The organism is uncultured Phyllobacterium sp. (genome assembly GCF_902479695.1).
Lineage (GTDB): Bacteria > Pseudomonadota > Alphaproteobacteria > Rhizobiales > Rhizobiaceae > Phyllobacterium > Phyllobacterium calauticae.
Window position 1 is genome coordinate 1 of record NZ_CABSQF010000069.1, and the last position, 15,998, is coordinate 15,998.

General features: G+C 58.8%; 21 protein-coding genes and 2 tRNA genes. 12 read left to right on the top strand and 11 right to left on the bottom strand.

The annotated features are described in order from the left end of the window. Window positions 1–279: 279 nt before the first annotated feature. On the top strand, window positions 280–375 hold the full coding sequence (locus tag RDL77_RS23540) for a spore coat protein U domain-containing protein (protein ID WP_288194931.1): 96 nt from the start codon (window positions 280–282) through the stop codon (window positions 373–375). Between the two features lie 362 nt (window positions 376–737). On the opposite strand, the gene RDL77_RS23545 is transcribed toward RDL77_RS23540, so the two are convergent. Continuing rightward, window positions 738–2,228 carry an NAD(P)H-hydrate dehydratase gene (locus tag RDL77_RS23545; RefSeq protein WP_288194932.1) on the bottom strand — a complete coding sequence of 497 codons (1,491 nt, stop codon included), beginning with the start codon at window positions 2,226–2,228 and terminating at the stop codon, window positions 738–740. A gap of 189 nt (window positions 2,229–2,417) precedes the next feature. On the opposite strand from RDL77_RS23545, the gene RDL77_RS23550 reads away from it, so the two are divergent. Next, a complete protein-coding gene (locus RDL77_RS23550) occupies window positions 2,418–2,666 on the top strand; it encodes a DUF2171 domain-containing protein (protein WP_374042787.1) in 249 nt (82 codons plus the stop codon). A 33-nt stretch (window positions 2,667–2,699) separates the two neighbouring features. On the opposite strand, the gene RDL77_RS23555 is transcribed toward RDL77_RS23550, so the two are convergent. Together RDL77_RS23555 and RDL77_RS23560 are read right to left on the bottom strand one after the other, a co-directional pair. Beyond that, on the bottom strand, window positions 2,700–3,005 hold the full coding sequence (locus RDL77_RS23555; protein WP_223613133.1) for a DUF6665 family protein: 306 nt from the start codon (window positions 3,003–3,005) through the stop codon (window positions 2,700–2,702). 63 nt (window positions 3,006–3,068) lie between these two features. Continuing rightward, window positions 3,069–3,323, bottom strand: coding sequence for a hypothetical protein (locus tag RDL77_RS23560; RefSeq protein ID WP_288194934.1), 255 nt, complete (start codon window positions 3,321–3,323; stop codon window positions 3,069–3,071). Window positions 3,324–3,520: 197 nt separating this feature from the next. Here RDL77_RS23560 and bla point away from each other — a divergent pair, with 197 nt between their 5' ends. Continuing rightward, complete coding sequence (bla, locus tag RDL77_RS23565) at window positions 3,521–4,519, top strand: class A beta-lactamase (protein ID WP_288194935.1); 999 nt, start codon at window positions 3,521–3,523, stop codon at window positions 4,517–4,519. A 19-nt stretch (window positions 4,520–4,538) separates the two neighbouring features. Here the strand turns inward: bla and RDL77_RS23570 are convergent, their stop codons facing one another. After that, window positions 4,539–5,417, bottom strand: coding sequence for a LysR substrate-binding domain-containing protein (locus RDL77_RS23570; protein ID WP_288194936.1), 879 nt, complete (start codon window positions 5,415–5,417; stop codon window positions 4,539–4,541). 115 nt (window positions 5,418–5,532) lie between these two features. Between RDL77_RS23570 and RDL77_RS23575 the strand changes: the two genes are divergently transcribed. Beyond that, window positions 5,533–5,733 carry a hypothetical protein gene (locus RDL77_RS23575; protein ID WP_288194938.1) on the top strand — a complete coding sequence of 67 codons (201 nt, stop codon included), beginning with the start codon at window positions 5,533–5,535 and terminating at the stop codon, window positions 5,731–5,733. A 118-nt stretch (window positions 5,734–5,851) separates the two neighbouring features. Next, window positions 5,852–6,112 carry a DUF982 domain-containing protein gene (locus RDL77_RS23580; protein WP_223613138.1) on the top strand — a complete coding sequence of 87 codons (261 nt, stop codon included), beginning with the start codon at window positions 5,852–5,854 and terminating at the stop codon, window positions 6,110–6,112. A 246-nt stretch (window positions 6,113–6,358) separates the two neighbouring features. Here RDL77_RS23580 and RDL77_RS23585 read toward each other — a convergent pair whose 3' ends face one another. Beyond that, a complete protein-coding gene (locus RDL77_RS23585; RefSeq protein ID WP_288194941.1) occupies window positions 6,359–6,976 on the bottom strand; it encodes a LysE family transporter in 618 nt (205 codons plus the stop codon). A 154-nt stretch (window positions 6,977–7,130) separates the two neighbouring features. After that, window positions 7,131–7,205 (bottom strand) — tRNA-Asn (locus tag RDL77_RS23590). 244 nt (window positions 7,206–7,449) lie between these two features. Here RDL77_RS23590 and RDL77_RS23595 point away from each other — a divergent pair. Next, window positions 7,450–7,695, top strand: a complete 246-nt coding sequence (locus tag RDL77_RS23595; RefSeq protein ID WP_288194950.1) for a hypothetical protein — start codon at window positions 7,450–7,452, stop codon at window positions 7,693–7,695. 37 nt (window positions 7,696–7,732) lie between these two features. Here the strand turns inward: RDL77_RS23595 and RDL77_RS23600 are convergent, their stop codons facing one another. Continuing rightward, window positions 7,733–8,629 (bottom strand): LysR family transcriptional regulator, encoded by an 897-nt coding sequence (locus RDL77_RS23600; protein ID WP_223613140.1) that lies wholly within the window; start codon window positions 8,627–8,629, stop codon window positions 7,733–7,735. A gap of 310 nt (window positions 8,630–8,939) precedes the next feature. On the opposite strand from RDL77_RS23600, the gene RDL77_RS23605 reads away from it, so the two are divergent. The 4 genes from RDL77_RS23605 (at window position 8,940) to RDL77_RS23620 (ending at window position 10,873) form a co-directional block, all read left to right on the top strand. Continuing rightward, window positions 8,940–9,506 carry a GNAT family N-acetyltransferase gene (locus tag RDL77_RS23605; protein WP_288194942.1) on the top strand — a complete coding sequence of 189 codons (567 nt, stop codon included), beginning with the start codon at window positions 8,940–8,942 and terminating at the stop codon, window positions 9,504–9,506. 187 nt (window positions 9,507–9,693) lie between these two features. Continuing rightward, a tRNA-Cys gene (locus tag RDL77_RS23610) sits at window positions 9,694–9,767 on the top strand. A gap of 279 nt (window positions 9,768–10,046) precedes the next feature. After that, window positions 10,047–10,385 (top strand): ArsR/SmtB family transcription factor, encoded by a 339-nt coding sequence (locus tag RDL77_RS23615; RefSeq protein ID WP_374042788.1) that lies wholly within the window; start codon window positions 10,047–10,049, stop codon window positions 10,383–10,385. Beyond that, window positions 10,382–10,873, top strand: coding sequence for an SRPBCC family protein (locus RDL77_RS23620; RefSeq protein ID WP_223613142.1), 492 nt, complete (start codon window positions 10,382–10,384; stop codon window positions 10,871–10,873). Before RDL77_RS23615 ends, RDL77_RS23620 begins: the two co-directional genes overlap by 4 nt. Before the next feature lie 99 nt (window positions 10,874–10,972). On the opposite strand, the gene RDL77_RS23625 is transcribed toward RDL77_RS23620, so the two are convergent. The 4 genes from RDL77_RS23625 to RDL77_RS23640 all read right to left on the bottom strand — a co-directional run bounded on the left by RDL77_RS23625 (window position 10,973) and on the right by RDL77_RS23640 (window position 13,633). Beyond that, entirely contained in the window at window positions 10,973–11,722 is a 750-nt protein-coding gene (locus tag RDL77_RS23625) for an SDR family oxidoreductase (RefSeq protein ID WP_288194945.1), read from the bottom strand. 499 nt (window positions 11,723–12,221) lie between these two features. After that, window positions 12,222–12,383, bottom strand: coding sequence for a hypothetical protein (locus RDL77_RS23630; protein ID WP_223613144.1), 162 nt, complete (start codon window positions 12,381–12,383; stop codon window positions 12,222–12,224). A 217-nt stretch (window positions 12,384–12,600) separates the two neighbouring features. Then, window positions 12,601–13,038: a hypothetical protein gene (locus RDL77_RS23635; protein WP_223613145.1), complete on the bottom strand. Its 438-nt coding sequence runs from the start codon at window positions 13,036–13,038 to the stop codon at window positions 12,601–12,603. A gap of 43 nt (window positions 13,039–13,081) precedes the next feature. Continuing rightward, window positions 13,082–13,633, bottom strand: coding sequence for a GGDEF domain-containing protein (locus RDL77_RS23640; protein ID WP_223613146.1), 552 nt, complete (start codon window positions 13,631–13,633; stop codon window positions 13,082–13,084). A 572-nt stretch (window positions 13,634–14,205) separates the two neighbouring features. Here RDL77_RS23640 and RDL77_RS23645 point away from each other — a divergent pair. Further along, window positions 14,206–14,880 carry a protein-L-isoaspartate O-methyltransferase gene (locus RDL77_RS23645; protein ID WP_288194947.1) on the top strand — a complete coding sequence of 225 codons (675 nt, stop codon included), beginning with the start codon at window positions 14,206–14,208 and terminating at the stop codon, window positions 14,878–14,880. Between the two features lie 163 nt (window positions 14,881–15,043). Further along, window positions 15,044–15,925 (top strand): TolC family outer membrane protein, encoded by an 882-nt coding sequence (locus RDL77_RS23650; RefSeq protein ID WP_288194948.1) that lies wholly within the window; start codon window positions 15,044–15,046, stop codon window positions 15,923–15,925. Window positions 15,926–15,998: the final 73 nt, after the last annotated feature.

Here is a 15,998-nt window from a genome sequence, read left to right on the forward strand (position 1 = left end):
CGATAGGCCCCCCATTTTTCCTTGCCTCCGCACCCCCGGCAAACCCCCAAAAGACGGTTTGTCTAAAAAAAAAAAACCCTAAAACCCGAACCCCCCAAAAAGACAGCCCCCTGCCGGTTCCCCCCCACCCCCGGCACCCGGAAAAACCGCCCCCCGCCCGCAAAGGTGGAAAGGGCCGCCAACTCGTTCCCTATTGTCCCCCACCAGTATCAAAACGGAACGGGGCGGGGGAAAAAAAAATACATCCCAAATGGGTTGGCCGCCCCGGGGGAGGAAACGGTGCAGGGTATCAATGTCTATGGCCGGGTCCCGCCACAAGCCACACCGTCGCCGGGTACTTACAGCGATACAATCATTGTGACGGTCACGTATTAGATCGCAGCCATCGCAGTATTTGATGGGATCGCGGAAAAGAAAAAGAGTTCTGAAAAAGCAAAAGGCCGGGAGCTACCCGACCTTCCTAAACTTGCCTCAACACCAGTGCCAGTACATCCGTGGTCAAAAATGGAAACAAGCTATTCGCTACACGAGAAGCACTACCCTGACATTGCGACAGAATAATGACGCCCGTAAATTAAGGAAGCGCGTACGCAGTACAAATCGCGCTTGAACTCAAGGTGCCCCATCAAGGTAAAGACAGGGTTAATTCAAATCGGAAATTTAAAAAACCGGGCGAGCGGTCTGCGTGCCGGTAACGCAAGCGCTCAAGAGTGTCTCATGCGCAGGCGGTTGGGACGTCAGATGCGATGCAATCGTCCGATCACTTTTGTGGCAGCTGCGGGAAGATCCTCGGCAATCAGGCCGAAACCAAGGTCGTTGGCTGCCGCCGCGTGGACATGGACCGCCGCGCAGGCTGCCTCGAAGGGCGGCATGCCTTGCGCCATCAGACCCGCCGTTATGCCCGAAAGAACGTCACCCGATCCGGCGGTTGCCAAAAGCGGGGTGCCCTTGCTGTTGATCGCGGCCCGGCCGTCCGGCGCGGCAATCACCGTATCGGCCCCCTTGTAGATGATGACCGCATGGGCCTGCCTGGCGGCAGCGCGGGCGCGTTCGAGCTTTGACGGTGTATTCCCGTCGCAGATCCCGGGGAACAGCCTCCGGAACTCTCCTTCATGCGGCGTCAGCACAAGCCGGGTTTCCTGGGTGCCATGCGCCGAGGCGAAAAGTGCAGCGCTGTTGTCTTCGAATGAGGTGATCGCGTCGGCATCCAATACCAGATGGAGCTCCTCCTTGAGCAGCAGGAGGGCAATGTCCCGTGCGCGCGCGCCTATGCCAAAGCCGGGGCCGAGCACCATGGCCGACGGTTTGCGTTTGCCCAGGAATGCGCGCAGCTCGCGGTCGGTTTCGCAGCGGTTCAGCATGATCGACGTCAGATGTGCCGCATTGACGGCAAGGGATTCGGCCGGAGAGAGCAGGGTAACGGCACCCGCGCCACTGCGCGCGGCGGCCAGCGCGGAAAGCCGGGACGCGCCTGTCGCCGTCGCACCCCCGGAAAACACGGCGACGTGGCCGCGCGTGTATTTGTGCGTTTCCACGCCGGGCGAGGGCAGCAGCGCGCGCCAATAGTCCGGCGTGTTCTCGAAACAGGCGGGTTTGATCATCGAAAGAACGTCGTCAGGGATGCCGATATCGGCAATGACAATCCTGCCGCACAGGCCGCGTCCCGGATAAAGCAGATGGGCCGGTTTCTTGCGAAAGAATGTGATGGTGCAATCGGCCTCGAATACCACGCCAAGTGCCATGCCCGTCGCCCCGTCAAGGCCGGAAGGCACATCGATGGCGATGCGCGTGACCGCAGCCGCATTGCTCCGTTCGACAGCGGCGGCGGCCTTGCCGGCCAAGGGCTTGTTCAATCCTGCCCCGAACAATGCGTCGATGACGACGCTGCCGGCCCCCGGTTTGAAGCCGGAAAGTGCGGCCGGTTCGACGCTGCAATCGTGCCGGGCGATTGCCGCATCGGAATGGGCACGCGGCTTGTCGTCACTCCACACGTGAACATTGCCGCCGCTTTCAGCCAAAAGGCTGGCAACGACATAGCCGTCGCCGCCATTGTTGCCCGGACCGCACAGAACGTGAAAGGCCGGTGCATCGCCGTGGTGGTCCAGTACGTGGCTTGCGACGGCATAACCCGCCCGCAGCATCAGCCGGTATCCGTCGATCGATCCCCCCGCGATGGTCAACCGATCGGCCTCGCCCATTTCCGCCGGGGTGAGAATTTCATCAGCCATGTCGAACAATGCTTTCCCGATATGCGCTTTTCTGCGAAATGGTAGGGGCCCGCCGGGCGGGACACAAGCGGCAATTCCCGTGCTTGCCGGGATGCGGTGACGGGCGGCGCGCTGATCGACAATTCTTGTCCGCCGATGCATCCAAAGCCTGTTTCATGCGTTTCTGCTTGGCAAACATTGGAGAAGATCATGCCTGTAACACGCATCAAGGAACATATGGAAGTCATCGGCGCCGATGGTGTTCATGTCGGAACAGTCGATCACGTGGACGGTACCCGTATCAAGCTGACGAAAAAGGACAGCGGTGAGGGCTCTCATAGGGGCCATCATCATTATATCTCGACAGCGCTCGTTGCCGAGGTCGAGGGCAACAAGGTGCGGCTGTCGGCAAATGCCGATGTGGCCGTCATGTTTGAGGAAGAATCCTCAGGCAAGTAGGAAACCCGCCGTTTCCGGCGATGGTTTCAGGGATCAGCTCGCGCCGAGCCGTATCAGCACGGCGCGCGGAATATTGTAATCCAAGATAGCCGCATCGTGATTCCTCAAGCCGCACAGTTCGCGCTGGATAAAGTAGGCGTGAACGGCCCGTGCCGCTGCCCTTAACCGCATATCCCGTTCGGGCATGGCGGCAGCGGCCAGTTGTGCCAATGTCTGTTCGACTTTCTCACCGGCCCGGCCGAGCGACGCCGCCATTTCACCCATGATTTCATAATCGAGGGCGCTGGGCGCACTGTCCCTAAAGTTGGATGTCAGGTTTTGCGGCGGGCGAAGCGACATGGCGGAACATCAGGTTTGCTTGCATATCCTGGAATTTCAGCACAGGAAGCCGATGCAAACAAGTCATTTGGCGGTCTGTGCTGACCGCAGCAGATACTTGCCTTGGCTATAGGCGGCGATCCCGGCGGAAGCAGTCACGCCGACAAGGATGTCATAAAAGGTCTGGGGTATGCTTGCTGGCTGCAACCACGTGAAAATGAGCCAGCTGATCCAGAACGGGTCGATGCGCAGATAGTCGTGGCCCACCCATATCCACATGGCCGCCGCGACAAGACAGGCACCCAATGCCACCAGACCATATCCCAACACTGCCCGCATGCTGTTCCCCGATGCCGCCACCATTGATGTTAAGCGCGCCACTGCTGGTCGTGCAAGGATGATCCTTGTCTTATCGGTAAGGTGACAGCAACGCTGGTGTAATCTTCATTCGGTATGAAGGAAGCATGCATGGCCTTTCCAAGGGAGCGTTTTGGGCACTATCCTTTGTGAAGAGCGCCCAACAGGGATATCTGATCATGAAATCGGCTGGTTTTCTCGTCGCTTTTGTCTGCCTGTTCGGCATGCCGGCCGTTTCGCATGCGGGTGCGATTGCCGATCCGGTGGCACTCAAGCAACGCCTGGAAGCGCTGGTCAAGGGCAAGGATGGGCGTGTCGGCATTTGCGCGCAGGACCAGAGCGGCATGATGGTCTGTATCCGGGGCGAGGAGCGATTCTCATTGCAAAGCGTCGTCAAGCTGATCGTGGGAGCTGCAGTTTTCGACGCTGCGGATCGGGGGCTTGCAGACCTCAAGGAACCGATTGTTGTCAAACCGGAAAACCTGAGCTTATCCGTACAGCCCCTCGCCAAGATCGTGGAAAGGGAGGGCGTCTTTCAAACCAATGCCGACGACCTTGTGCGCCGTGCGATTGTCGACAGCGACAGTGCGGCGGTGGATATCCTGATCGAACGGCTTGGCGGTCCGGCCAAGGTCGATCAGTTTGCCGAGGGAAAGGGCATATTGGGTATCCGGATTGATCGCGACGAACGGCATCTGCAGACCGAAACCGTCGGCCTGCGCTGGAAACCGGATTATGTGGATGCGAAAGTGCTGCAAAAGGCCATGAAGGCGGTTCCCGAGGCCGAGCGGGATGCGGCATTCGAGGCTTATCAGAAAGATCCGCGCGACACGGCAACGCCGCGGGCGATGACCGCGTTTCTTGCCGCCCTGATGAATGGCAAACTCCTCGCCACGGGGTCGACACAGCGGCTTCTGGCCATCATGGGCGAGACGGTGACATTTCCCGACCGGTTGCGCGCCGGGACAGGCGCGGGATGGTCCGTTGCCCACAAGACCGGTACGAGCCGGACATGGAAAGGCGTCAATGCCGCAACGAACGATGTGGGGATTTTGACCGCGCCCGACGGCGGAAAAATCGCCGTCGCCGTGTTTGTCGCCGATTCCCGCGAAACGCCGACCCAGCGCTCCGCCATCATCGCGGGTGCGGCGCAGGCCGTGACGGAAGCCTACCGCTGACGCATGGTAAAAACAGAGATCAGGCGCCCGCCTGTTCCAATATCCAGTCGCGGAACAGGCGCAGTTTCGGCGAAAGCTGCCGGCCTTCGGGATAAACGAGATGATAGTCCCATCCGGTCGAGGCGCAGGTGTCGAACAGTTGAACAAGCCGGCCTGAATCGATTTCCGTCTTGAATATCCCCACTGAAACCAGCGCAACGCCGCCACCCGAAAGCGCGAGATTGGCGATGATCTGCTGCGTATCGATCCCGAAGCCGGGTTTGGTCATCACCAACGGCCCTTCCACGCCCGCCTGACGGAACCAGACCTGCCACCAGTCGTCGTCCGGCGTGATCAGGTGGTAGTTGAGCAGATCGGCAGGCTTTTGCGGGCGGCCGTATTTTTCAAGGTATGCGGGGCTGGCAAGCGGTGTGAAGCCGCCGGGAAGCAGCAGATGCGACTTCAGGCCGGGCCAATGCCCGATACCCATCCGCACACCGCAGTCGATCCCTTCGGCGGCAAAATCCACCAGGCGAGATGTGATGTCGAACCGTACGGAAATGTCGGGAAACCGGGTCTGGAAGTCGACAATGCGCGGGGTCAGCCAATTGCTGGCAAAGGTGTGTATCACAGAGACGACCAGGACGGAGTTTTGTTCCTCGCGGATCGCGCGGAACGTTTCGCCCAGTTCAGCCAGAGACCGGCGGATGACCGGCGCGACCAGTTCGCCCTTGCCGGTCAATGAGACCCCGCGGGCGTGCCGGTGAAACAACTGCGCGCCGGCAAATTCCTCCAGCAGTTTGATCTGATAGCTCACCGCCGACTGGGTCATGTTCAGTTCCTCCGCGGCCTTGGTGAAGTTTTGCAAACGGGCAACGGCGTCGAAAACGCGGATAGCTGGCAGCGGCAGGGAGGACATGATTTATCCATTAAATGGTTTGATGGCTCATGCCGTATTTTACGTTGGTTCTCCTATAAATAAACAATTATTTATCCAGACATAGAAATGAGATTGATGACTTTAGGAGTCTGAAATGACCGAAGTGCGATATTTGGGCCTGAAACTGTCACGCGTGCCGCCCGAGCGGAAAAAGCAGGAAGCCGGACCCATCGGCCGGCTGGCCGACCTTAACGAACATCTGCTTTGCGATATCGATCTGAGCCCCGCCATGCGCGCACGGCTGAAACATCCGGACAGAGACCACCGCTGGCTGGACTTCCGCCAGCCCGTCTAGCCCGCCAGGATTGCCCGCACATGATCGTGATCGGGCGCAGCGAATGCTGCTCCATCGCAATTTTGCCACAGGCGCTTTTCAGATTGGAACCAGTCTGAATGATCGGCGTTTCTAGGCCATGAAAGATGCTCAGTTCAAACCGGTGACTGTGGAGTCACTTCATTCCTTCAAGCTGCGGAACATCGGTTCGGTCGCGGAAGCGGCTGAGTTTTTGTCCCGCGACTGGCCGGGGGAGCGGGGAAGAATTTACCTGCTCGCCCGGATGGCCTGCAATGAGGCGATGGAAGGCCATGCTTCGCCTGCCATGGCCCGCTCGGTTTTCGTCCAGGCAACCATGGACGCCGATATCTATGTGGAGAACACCACCTGGGTGCGCTAGCCCGGGGTTTTCCGGATTGCCGCCCTCAGCGCACGGAGCAGAGTGCATGCAGTGTTGTTTCAGTCAAACCGCGGAAACAGGAAGCATGCCAGCCACGTGGCAATGACGCATAAAGTGGTGATTGCAAAAACAGACATGATGTCATCTCCAAGCCGTGTGACTAACATGGAGATTTCGAACTTTCAATTCAACTAAAGTACAGAAGTTCAGCTCAATGCCTTTGCTTCACCGCCTGCCGTGCTCTGCTTAGCGGTCGGACAGGGCCAGCTTCAGGCCGAAGCCAATGAAGATAGCCCCGGCAAAGGCATCGATCGCACGCCGTGCCCGTTGATAAGCACCGGCGACCGTGCGGTGGCTGAGCGCTGCAACCAGCCCCGCATACCAGATGGTCGATATGGTCACCATCACCACGACGGCCGCAGCACCGTGGGTCCATGGCGTGCCCGGCGCCATGGTGGCGGCAAACAGGCTGGCGACAAACAACGCTGATTTCGGATTGGCAAGGTTCGTGGCAAGGCCAAGGCGCCACGCGCCCAGCGGTGTCAGCCTGACCTTGCTGGCGGGGATGGTCATGTCGCCCGCCGGCTGGCGCAACTGCCACAGCAGCCGCAGGCCCAGCCAGAGGAGATAGATGCCGCCCGCTATCTTCAGGCCCATATAGGCAATCGGGGCGGCCATGAACAATGACCCGATACCGAGCCAGCCGGCAAGGCCCCAGCACAGGGTGCCCGTGAGGGTGCCTGCCGCCGCCGAGATGGCGATCTTGCGCGAACCGGTGAGGGTGCAACGCACGATCAGGAAGAAATTCGGCCCCGGAGTCAGCGCAGCAATGGTCCAGATGGCGGCAACGGTGAGCAGGAACATAATGTCTCCACGGGGATGTTTGGCTTGGCTATTCATAGCACTGATTGGCTTCCGGCCGTAAGAGCATTGGCAGCGCTGGCGCACGATGACCACAGGCGGGACGGCAGAAAAGCAAAAGGCTCAGCAGCGTCAGCTGCTAAGCCTTTGAGGTGACTGGCTCCCCGGGCCGGATTCGAACCAGCGACCAACCGGTTAACAGCCGGTTGCTCTACCACTGAGCTACCGGGGAAGAGCTACTCAGTCATCAGCGAAGTGGCCTATAGCAAAAGGGTTTCGCTTTTGCAAAGGACCATTTCGTTTTTTTTCATCTAATGTGCACAACAAATGATGACATGCCGCTTTTGCATTCCTACATCCGGGGTCTGTTGAACACGGAAAGGACGAGCAACCGCGTGACCGAACGCCCCGAAAACGCCAGTAATCATGGGCCTAATGCTGCCCACGAGCATTCTGCCGCGCCAAAGCGCCGGCATATGCGCATCTTTGGCCGCCGTGTGCCCATTCCACAATCGGTGGCAATGCGTCGCACGCTCGGCGGCGCGCTCATTGCCGGGGGAACACTCGGTTTTCTGCCGATTCTGGGTTTTTGGATGATTCCGCTGGGGCTTGTGGTGCTGTCGCATGATTCTGCGCTGGTCCGGCGCAAGCGCCGGCAGCTGGAAGTGAAGTTTGGCCGCCGCTGGAAAGGCAGCCGGGCTGCGGCGAACAGCAAAGCCTGATTCGCCTGGAACCGGCATGCCCTTGCAATGCTGTCCCTTAGAGGCGCCGGCGCGTCCCGGCTTCGGTGATGGCTGCAATCAGTGCGCGCAGACCGCGTGTGACCGTCTTGTCCTGGCGAATGATCAGCGCGAGTTCCCGGTGCAGGTGCGGCATCAGCGGACGCACGGTAAAAGGCCGCCGCTGTTCCGGGTCTCGCACCGACATGGCGGGCAAGATCGCCCATCCCAGCCCCGCTCGCACCAGTTCCTTGATGGCCTCGACGCTGCCCAGCGACATGACCGGCTGCAGGCTTACACCACTTTGTTCGAACCAGCGGTCGATGATCCGCCGGGTATTGCCTGACGGTTCAAACAGAATCAGCGGATTCTTCGACAGTTCCGCCGCCGTCACCTCCGGCGGCATGACCACGCCGGCGGGGGCGACGGCAACGAATTCGTCGCGCAGGATCGATTTTATTTCCAGCATCCGGCCCGAGGCGGGCATCGTCACCAGCGCAATGTCGAGCACATTGTCCTCCACCGCCTTGACCATGTCCGGCGTGTTGCCGGTGCTGACGGTGATATCCAGCGACGGAAACCCTTGCCGCAGGCTGCGCAGGAGCGGCGGGAGCAGATAGATGCAGGCCGTGGCTCCGGTTCCCAGCCGCACCCGCCCGATGGTCTCGGTCGTGTATCTGGCCATGGCATCCAGGGCGCCCGAAACCTCCCTGTTGATACGCCCCGCATGGGCAAGAAGCTCGGTACCGGCGGCAGTGGGGGTGGCTTTGCGGCCGATTCGTTCGATCAGGCGGACGCCAAGCCGCTTTTCCAGCTGCCGCACCTGCAGGCTCACAGCCGGCTGGCTGATGTTCAGCCGGTCGGCGGCGGCGGAAAAGCTGCCGAGCTCGATGACTTCGACGAAGGTGGCCAGTTGATCGAGGCTGAGGGAAGACACAAAGCTTTCCTTATAGTTCGTATAGGCGTTCAAAGCTTCTTTTATATCTCCTCAGATGCAGAATGCCACCGGGTTCCTTGGCAAACAGGGGGCAAAAAGCAGGCGCAGGAGACAGGATGTGAGCATTCGAGCAGGCAGAATCCGCACAATATTGCATCGGGTGGACTGCTATCTCACGGCCGCGCCACAATCGCGACGCCATCAGCTTGAGGCGCTGCGGGAGCTCGAGCCCCACTTGCTGCGGGATATCGGCCTGACGCCGATCGATGTCCGGCGCGGAAAACCGGAGAATCATTCATTGGATAATCAATTGCTTGCAGAAAAAACCTCGCCTCTTGATTCCGCCTCCGTGCATGTGCGCACTGCGGAAGACCGCGATATGGTGCCGATACAGGCCATCTATGCCTATCACGTGCTCAATGGCATCGCTTCCTTTGAACTGGAGGTGCCTGCGGTGGACGAGATGGCGGCGCGCAGGGCGGGCGTGCTCGCTGCGGGGCTGCCGTATCTGGTGGCCGAGGCGAACGGACACATCGTGGGCTACTGCTATGCAACGCTCTACCGGCCACGCCCTGCCTACCGCTTCACGGTGGAGGATTCGGTTTATATCGCCAACGGCATGGCCGGCCGCGGGATAGGGTCGCTGCTGCTCGGCGAGCTGATCCGGCGGTGCGAGGCGGGCAATTGGCGGCAGATGGTGGCCATCATCGGCAACAGCGGCAATACGGGGTCGCTGAAGCTGCACCAGCGGCTTGGTTTCGAGCCGGTCGGCACGCTGCGCTCCGCCGGCTTCAAGTTCGGCCAATGGGTCGACACGGTGCTGATGCAAAGGCCGCTGGGGCAGGGTGACGGGACTTCTCCGGCTTGGAAAGAGTGAGAGTGTGCGAGCGCCGTTGAACCAGAATGGGCACGCGGCGGCGGCATTGCCGATTCGTTGGATCACGACGATGTTTCGAATTGCGGTCGCGCGAGGATTTTGTCCGGAATGACTTGACGCCGCTGGCTTCGTCTCATAGAGAACGGCACCGGAGATTCACAGGCTTATGTCTTGTCTCCAGTGACGAGGCCTCGTGGCGGAGTGGTTACGCAGAGGACTGCAAATCCTTGCACCCCGGTTCGATTCCGGGCGAGGCCTCCAATACTTCCAGCCACTTCGCTCTTTATTTGCTCCTGCTGATTTTTTCGGCAGGTGAGGCAGTTCGTTCCCGATTTCACCCCAGCTGATCCTTGAAGCGACCCGTCAGGCTGTTTCGAACACCGCCCCGTGCAGGGTGGCTTTTGAATGATGCAATACTAAGGGATTGACCTAAGTTTTGATCCGACCTATAACCCGTTTCCATTCAGATGGACACGGGTGCTTTCAAAGGAGGGGGCCATGATACCACAGACCAGCGGCGGCATGCCGCCAAGCCAGCCCATGCCCGATCCGGCTGTCGTGGATCATATTTTCCGCGCGCTGTCCGACGCGACGCGGCGCGATGTGCTCGAACGGCTTACCATCCGCCCCGCTTCGGTATCCGAGCTCGCGGCGCCCTACGGCATGGCGCTGCCGTCCTTCGTCGAGCACCTGAAAGTGCTGGAGGGAAGTGGCCTGGTACGGTCACACAAGACCGGACGCGTCCGGACCTACGAACTCGAGGCGGAACGACTCAAGCTTGCGGAAGACTGGCTTGGGCGCCAGCGCGTGCTGTGGAAACGCCGCCTCGATCAACTGGACAGCTATCTCATGAAACTCAAGGAGGAGGAATCCAAATGAAGCTACCCGACATCACGATCAATCCCAAACTCGATCTCGTGCTTGAACGCGACCTCGACGTCCCGGTGGAGCTCGTATGGCGCGCCTGGACGACACCGGAGCATCTGCGCCAGTGGTTCGCGCCAAAACCATGGACGATCACGGCCTGTGACATTGACCTGCGGCCCGGCGGGACGGTCAATTTCACGATGCGCTCGCCCGATGGCCAGGAGTATCCGAATACCCATTGCTATCTCGAAGTGAAACCGCACGAACGCCTGGTCATCACCGACGCACTGATCGGCGGTTACCGGCCGTCAGCCAATCCGTTTTTCACAGCCACACTGGACCTGGCGCGCAACGGAAACGGCACGCTCTACCGTGCGATCGCCATTCATGGCGATGAATCCAACCGCAAGAAGCATGAAGAGATGGGTTTTCACGAAGGCTGGGGCACCGTGGTCAGCCAGATGGTGGAATACATCAAGACCGGACGCATGCACTCCTGAGGGAGTTTTGACCATAGCGGCGTTCACAGGGCCGCGAGCAGTACGCGGCCCGGCTTTCATGAGATGCCGGGCCTCTCGTTTCAATGTCCCGCAGGTGCTTTAAGACGGGTTCATTGCGGCAAAAGTCTCCTCGTAGCGGCCCTCCCGCTCCGCCGAGCGCCGGGCACGGTCGCGTTCGACCAGAACTTCGCCTCTCGGATGGTTTTGCGCCTCCAGCAATTGCATGACCTCGGTTACATAGGCGGCAACCGGCATGGCGCGGGGATCGGATGCCTGCCGGTCGCCGGTCAATTCCGTCTGGACATAAGGCGGCGCCAGCTCAAGCACGCCGACCGGAATATTGCGGAGTTGGTGACGCAGCGACTGCAGCCACGAGTGCAGGAAAGCCTTGCTGGCGCAATAGGTCGGAAAGTCGGCGCGGGGAATGAAGGCGAGGTTTGAACTGGTCGCGAGGATCGTCGCGCCGGGCCGGGTTTTAAGCAGCGGCAGGAACGCCGCCGTCACGCGCAGCACGCCCAGGATGTTCGTCTCGACGATCGACTGAGCGGCGGAAATGTCCCAGTCATCCGTTGTCATGTCCTCCGGCCGCGAGATGCCGGCATTCGCGATGAGCATGTTAAGCGCGGGAAAGCGTGTGCGAACCTCGCTGACAAGATGAGCCAACGAGTCCGGATCACTGAGATCAAGCGGGAGTCCCGCCAGACCCGGCCGGGCGGCTGTAATCTCTTCAAGCAGGGATACGCGCCGTCCCGTGATGATGACGCGGTTTCCGCGGTCGTGGAACGCTTCAGCCAGTGCGCGCCCGATGCCGCTGGTGCCGCCGGTGATGAGGATCGTATTGCCGGTCATTTGCATATCATGTTGCTCCTTGGGTTCAATCCGGACGCGAGGCTGACGGTCTGACCGTGTCCCGGCCTCTGTCTCGAGGTGTTGGCGCCAATGGGAGAAAGGGTTTTGCCGAACGGCTCCCCGTTGCTCGGACCGCACGACATTACGCCACAGCATGCCCGATGCCGGGAACACAGCTGGAGCCGTAGAACGGCGAGAAATGGGAAGTGGGAAAACGATGTCATACCATAAGCGCCTCTTGGATCGAGAACTCCCTGCTGGGATCCTCTCGACAAAGGACGCGTTGGATGACGGTAACGCCTACGACAGCTGGCTGCACGCGCAACTGTAATTTGCCAACTAGGCCCGCATACCGTGCTTGTCAAGACACTGCTGGACGCCTGGCATGCGGATGCTCGCTCCTCGGATAGCACATTGCGGTATCTGGCCCGCATGCCGGCAAAGCAAAACCCGCACGGCCGTTGCTGCGGGCCATGCGGGTTCGATCCAAAAGACGGGGTTATTGAGGGAAGGCGCCGGGAACCAGATCTGCGGGGCGACTGGACGCAGCGATCGGTTGGGATTCGCTTGCGGATTTGTTCTTGGCCAAAGCCTCGCGAAGCAGCTGCCATTCGCGCTCGTGGCGCTGGTAGACTTCCTGTGGAACGGTCTTGATCGTCATTCTCTCATGCTCCGAATTGAATTGCCGGACGTGATAACGATCCAAATAGGCAAGAGTTCCGCAGTTCAAATCAACAATTGCGACGGTCTATTACAAAATTAGCGGAGATGACGGAGATTTTAATTTCAATTTTCAACAAGTGATGTGATGCCATTTGCACTCCACTGCAAAATGGTCAGTAAAATCGATTTAAAGTATTGTTACTGCACCGCTTATTTCAGTTTTCATCATCTGATGAGAGCGCATTGCGGATATTTTCCGCCTCTGAATCTTTGAACGCCGGGAATATATCATTGCCGATCAGGCTGTGGATTTCGCGCAGATACGGGCGCGCAGTCGCGGTCTGGCCGAGGGCGAGATAAGACCGTGCGATGGAAAGCGATGCCAGCGGTTGTCCGTGGCCGAGGCACCATTGACGGGCAATTTCGGATGTTGCGATGCTTTCGTCATATTGATCGACGTCGAAGAGCGCGGCGCCATAGCCGCTTTTGATCCAGAAGTTGATATCTGTCCCTTGCAGATGCTCGTCCGCGATGCGCGAAGCCTTTTCCCAGTGTTTGACCGCGTGCAGATGGTCGCCGGCTGCGCCGAGGCGAATGCCTTCATTGGCCTGATCGAAAGCTTCCCGTTCCCTTGGGTGCATGGAGTGGGTCATTGCTGGAGCACCCCTATGAAAGCTGCCGGGCCGGTGCGCACAGCTAACTGGAGCGGCGTTCGGAATAGCGGCGATAGACGCCTCTGCCGGCGTTCTTGGCGATGTAGAGCGCCGCATCGCCACACCAGAGCAGGCTCTCCGGCGTCTGCCCGTCACGCGGGGCCAGAGCCGCGCCGATCGTTGCGGTTATCCGGATCGGTGCATCGCCGCCCAAATCATAGGGCTGCGAGATCGATCCGATGATCCGGTCGGCAACGCGGGCAGTTTCTTCAGACGTTACCTGGACCAGCACAATTGCAAACTCGTCGCCACCAAGACGATACACAACATCGTTCTTGCGCAGACAGGACTGAAGCCGGTCAGCGACCAGTTTTAGAAGATTATCGCCTTCGCTGCGGCCATGTTGTTCATTGATGATCTTGAAGTTGTCAATATCGATGCAGAGAATGGCAAATTCAATGCGGTCAACGAAGTCACTTTCGCCGTACGATGCGCAAAGACTATCAAGATGTTCTTCGAGCGCATCCCTGTCGGCCAGTCCGGTGAGTTCGTCGTGACTGACGGGGAAATCGCCTAGTCCTTTGAAATCAATCATTTACGCATAATTCCTATCGCCGCTTACCGATTCCTTCTGCCTGCTTGTGACAATGGCAGGTGCTTGCTGTCAGTTCAATAACAGAATTGGGTGCATGCGTGAGCGGAAAACAATGGCAAGGTAAATAAAACTGACTTTACTTTCGCTACTTTACCACGAATTTTCGATCAATTCGACACCTCTTTCTTGCGCTGCAACAGGACACCCTCTTTCAATGCCGCGCGGGGCCAATCCTGCGGTTGCCGGGCCTTTGCCGGGGGTATCCGTCGTTGCGAATCTCATGTCCGCCACGGTGAAAGAATCGCCTGATTACAGGCTGTTGCCGGTGATTTGCCCGTGAAAAAATGCGACAAGAGTTGCACAAAGATTACGCTGCGCGAGAAAGATGCGATATTTGCGTGCAAATGGCCCGTGTGTTGCCTCGCCACGGCAGACATTGATTGACGGTGGCTTAATTTTTTGCCACATCCTGTCCTAAATTATTGCTTCTGCTGAAATCATCCGGCAGGAGCCAGTTACGCGCTTGCAAGCGCTCTGTGTTGCAAGTGCCTTGCCAGGAAAGCTTGTGGACCATGACGCTGAACTTTGAAGATCTTCGCATCAAGATGGTCGACAATCAGTTGCGTACGACTGATGTGACCGACAAACCGTTGCTTCAGGCCTTCCTCGATGTTCCCCGCGAAAAATTCGTGCCAAGCGTCCGTCAGCCACTCGCCTATATCGACGAGGATGTTCTGGTGTTGGGTGCAACTGCGGAATCGGGTGCGCGTTACCTGATGCAGCCTTCGCCTTTCGCCAAGCTTGTGCAATTGGCCAATGTCCAGCCCGAGGATGTGGTTCTCGATGTCGGTTGCGCAACCGGATACTCGGCCGGGGTGCTTTCGCGCATCGCCGGATCGGTGATTGCGATTGAAAACGACCAGGCCCTTGCCGAGCAGGCGACTGCCACATTGGCGCAGCTTGGTTATGATAATGTGGTGGTGGTTAGCACGCCGCTGCAAAACGGGTATGCTGCGGAAGCGCCCTATGATGTGATTCTGTTTGAGGGTGGCATTGATCATGTTCCTGGTCCATTGTTTGACCAGCTGAAGGATGGGGGACGCCTCGTTGCCGTTGAAGGCGCGGGCAATTCCGGTCAGGCCATGATTTATGTCAAGAATGACGGGGTAGTATCGGGCCGTCCTGCTTTCAACTCTGCCGTGAAGCCGCTTCCCGGTTTTGAGAGGGTGCCTGAGTTCGAGTTTTGAGTGTCGCACATGAGACAAAAGTGCAACGGTTGACCACTTTGTTCGCATATCGAAAAATGTGCCGGTGGGTCATCTTGCAAATTGAAAGCGAATGAACGACATGTGGTCGAACCAATCGGTTCGGTCTGGGGTTTCCAAGTTTTAGAGAATGAAGGGGTTTATGGTGTTCATACCGGGTAAGCGAGTACTCACCGCAGCACTGCTGTCGGCGACGGTCTTGACCTCTGCGCCTTCAATGGCAGAAACGATCTTTGGCGCGATGTCCAAGGCGTATGACAACAATTCGACCCTCAATGCTGATCGCGCCGGTGTGCGGGTGACGGATGAGGGGGTTGCGATCGCCAAATCCGGCTATCGCCCGACAGTTTCGGCGACAGCCGGTTTGACGGCTACGTCACGCCGAATTGATGGGGGCAACACCAGCAACTCGAATGTCGGTACGTTCGGCATCTCCCTCAATCAGACGCTGTTTGACGGTTTCCAGACCAAGAACAACGTCGCGTCGGCCAAGACCCAGGTTCTGGCCGCCCGTGAAAACCTGCGCAACAACACACAGAATCTGCTGTTCAGCGCTGCACAGGCCTATATGGATGTGTACATGTTCCGGCAGATTGTGGTTCTGCGTCAGAAGAACCTGGAATTCCTTGACGAGCAGCTGCGCGCTGCCCGTGCGCGTTTCGATGTCGGTGAAGGCACCCGCACGGACGTTGCCCAGGCCGAAGCACAGAAGGCCTCGGCAGTGGCCACGTTGAACGTCGCCCGTTCAGACGTCAAAACCGCTGAAGCCACCTATATCCAGATTGTCGGTGCAGCGCCGACAGGGCTGAAGCCAGCGAGCATTGCCTCAAAGCACCTGCCGAAATCGATGGACTCGGCCTTTGCCATTGCAGCAAAGGACCATCCGGGAATTCTCGCAACACAGTATGCTCTTGACGCTGCGGGCTATTCGGTGAAGTCGAATGAAGGCGCCTTGCTGCCGCAGATCGGCTTGAGCGGCGGATCGAGCCACACGGATGTGTCTTCGGTCAGTGACTTGTGGCTGTAAGGCGGAACGTCGGAATCGTACTGCTCTCCACTGCGCTTCTCTCACTACATCGGACGCTCGTAACCCGGGTGTG

Excerpts from the sequence above, each read along its gene's own strand:
- RDL77_RS23585 (WP_288194941.1), bottom strand. The coding sequence starts at position 6,976 with ATGTTCCTGCTCACCGTTGCCGCCATCTGGACCATTGCTGCGCTGACT.
- RDL77_RS23615 (WP_374042788.1), top strand. The coding sequence starts at position 10,047 with ATGCCCGATCCGGCTGTCGTGGATCATATTTTCCGCGCGCTGTCCGAC.
- RDL77_RS23570 (WP_288194936.1), bottom strand. The coding sequence starts at position 5,417 with ATGTCCTCCCTGCCGCTGCCAGCTATCCGCGTTTTCGACGCCGTTGCC.
- RDL77_RS23550 (WP_374042787.1), top strand. The coding sequence starts at position 2,418 with ATGCCTGTAACACGCATCAAGGAACATATGGAAGTCATCGGCGCCGAT.
- RDL77_RS23645 (WP_288194947.1), top strand. The coding sequence starts at position 14,206 with ATGACGCTGAACTTTGAAGATCTTCGCATCAAGATGGTCGACAATCAG.
- RDL77_RS23620 (WP_223613142.1), top strand. The coding sequence starts at position 10,382 with ATGAAGCTACCCGACATCACGATCAATCCCAAACTCGATCTCGTGCTT.
- RDL77_RS23545 (WP_288194932.1), bottom strand. The coding sequence starts at position 2,228 with ATGGCTGATGAAATTCTCACCCCGGCGGAAATGGGCGAGGCCGATCGG.
- RDL77_RS23640 (WP_223613146.1), bottom strand. The coding sequence starts at position 13,633 with ATGATTGATTTCAAAGGACTAGGCGATTTCCCCGTCAGTCACGACGAA.
- RDL77_RS23580 (WP_223613138.1), top strand. The coding sequence starts at position 5,852 with ATGAAAGATGCTCAGTTCAAACCGGTGACTGTGGAGTCACTTCATTCC.
- bla (WP_288194935.1), top strand. The coding sequence starts at position 3,521 with ATGAAATCGGCTGGTTTTCTCGTCGCTTTTGTCTGCCTGTTCGGCATG.
- RDL77_RS23595 (WP_288194950.1), top strand. The coding sequence starts at position 7,450 with ATGCGCATCTTTGGCCGCCGTGTGCCCATTCCACAATCGGTGGCAATG.
- RDL77_RS23625 (WP_288194945.1), bottom strand. The coding sequence starts at position 11,722 with ATGACCGGCAATACGATCCTCATCACCGGCGGCACCAGCGGCATCGGG.
- RDL77_RS23635 (WP_223613145.1), bottom strand. The coding sequence starts at position 13,038 with ATGACCCACTCCATGCACCCAAGGGAACGGGAAGCTTTCGATCAGGCC.
- RDL77_RS23575 (WP_288194938.1), top strand. The coding sequence starts at position 5,533 with ATGACCGAAGTGCGATATTTGGGCCTGAAACTGTCACGCGTGCCGCCC.
- RDL77_RS23560 (WP_288194934.1), bottom strand. The coding sequence starts at position 3,323 with ATGCGGGCAGTGTTGGGATATGGTCTGGTGGCATTGGGTGCCTGTCTT.
- RDL77_RS23555 (WP_223613133.1), bottom strand. The coding sequence starts at position 3,005 with ATGTCGCTTCGCCCGCCGCAAAACCTGACATCCAACTTTAGGGACAGT.
- RDL77_RS23630 (WP_223613144.1), bottom strand. The coding sequence starts at position 12,383 with ATGACGATCAAGACCGTTCCACAGGAAGTCTACCAGCGCCACGAGCGC.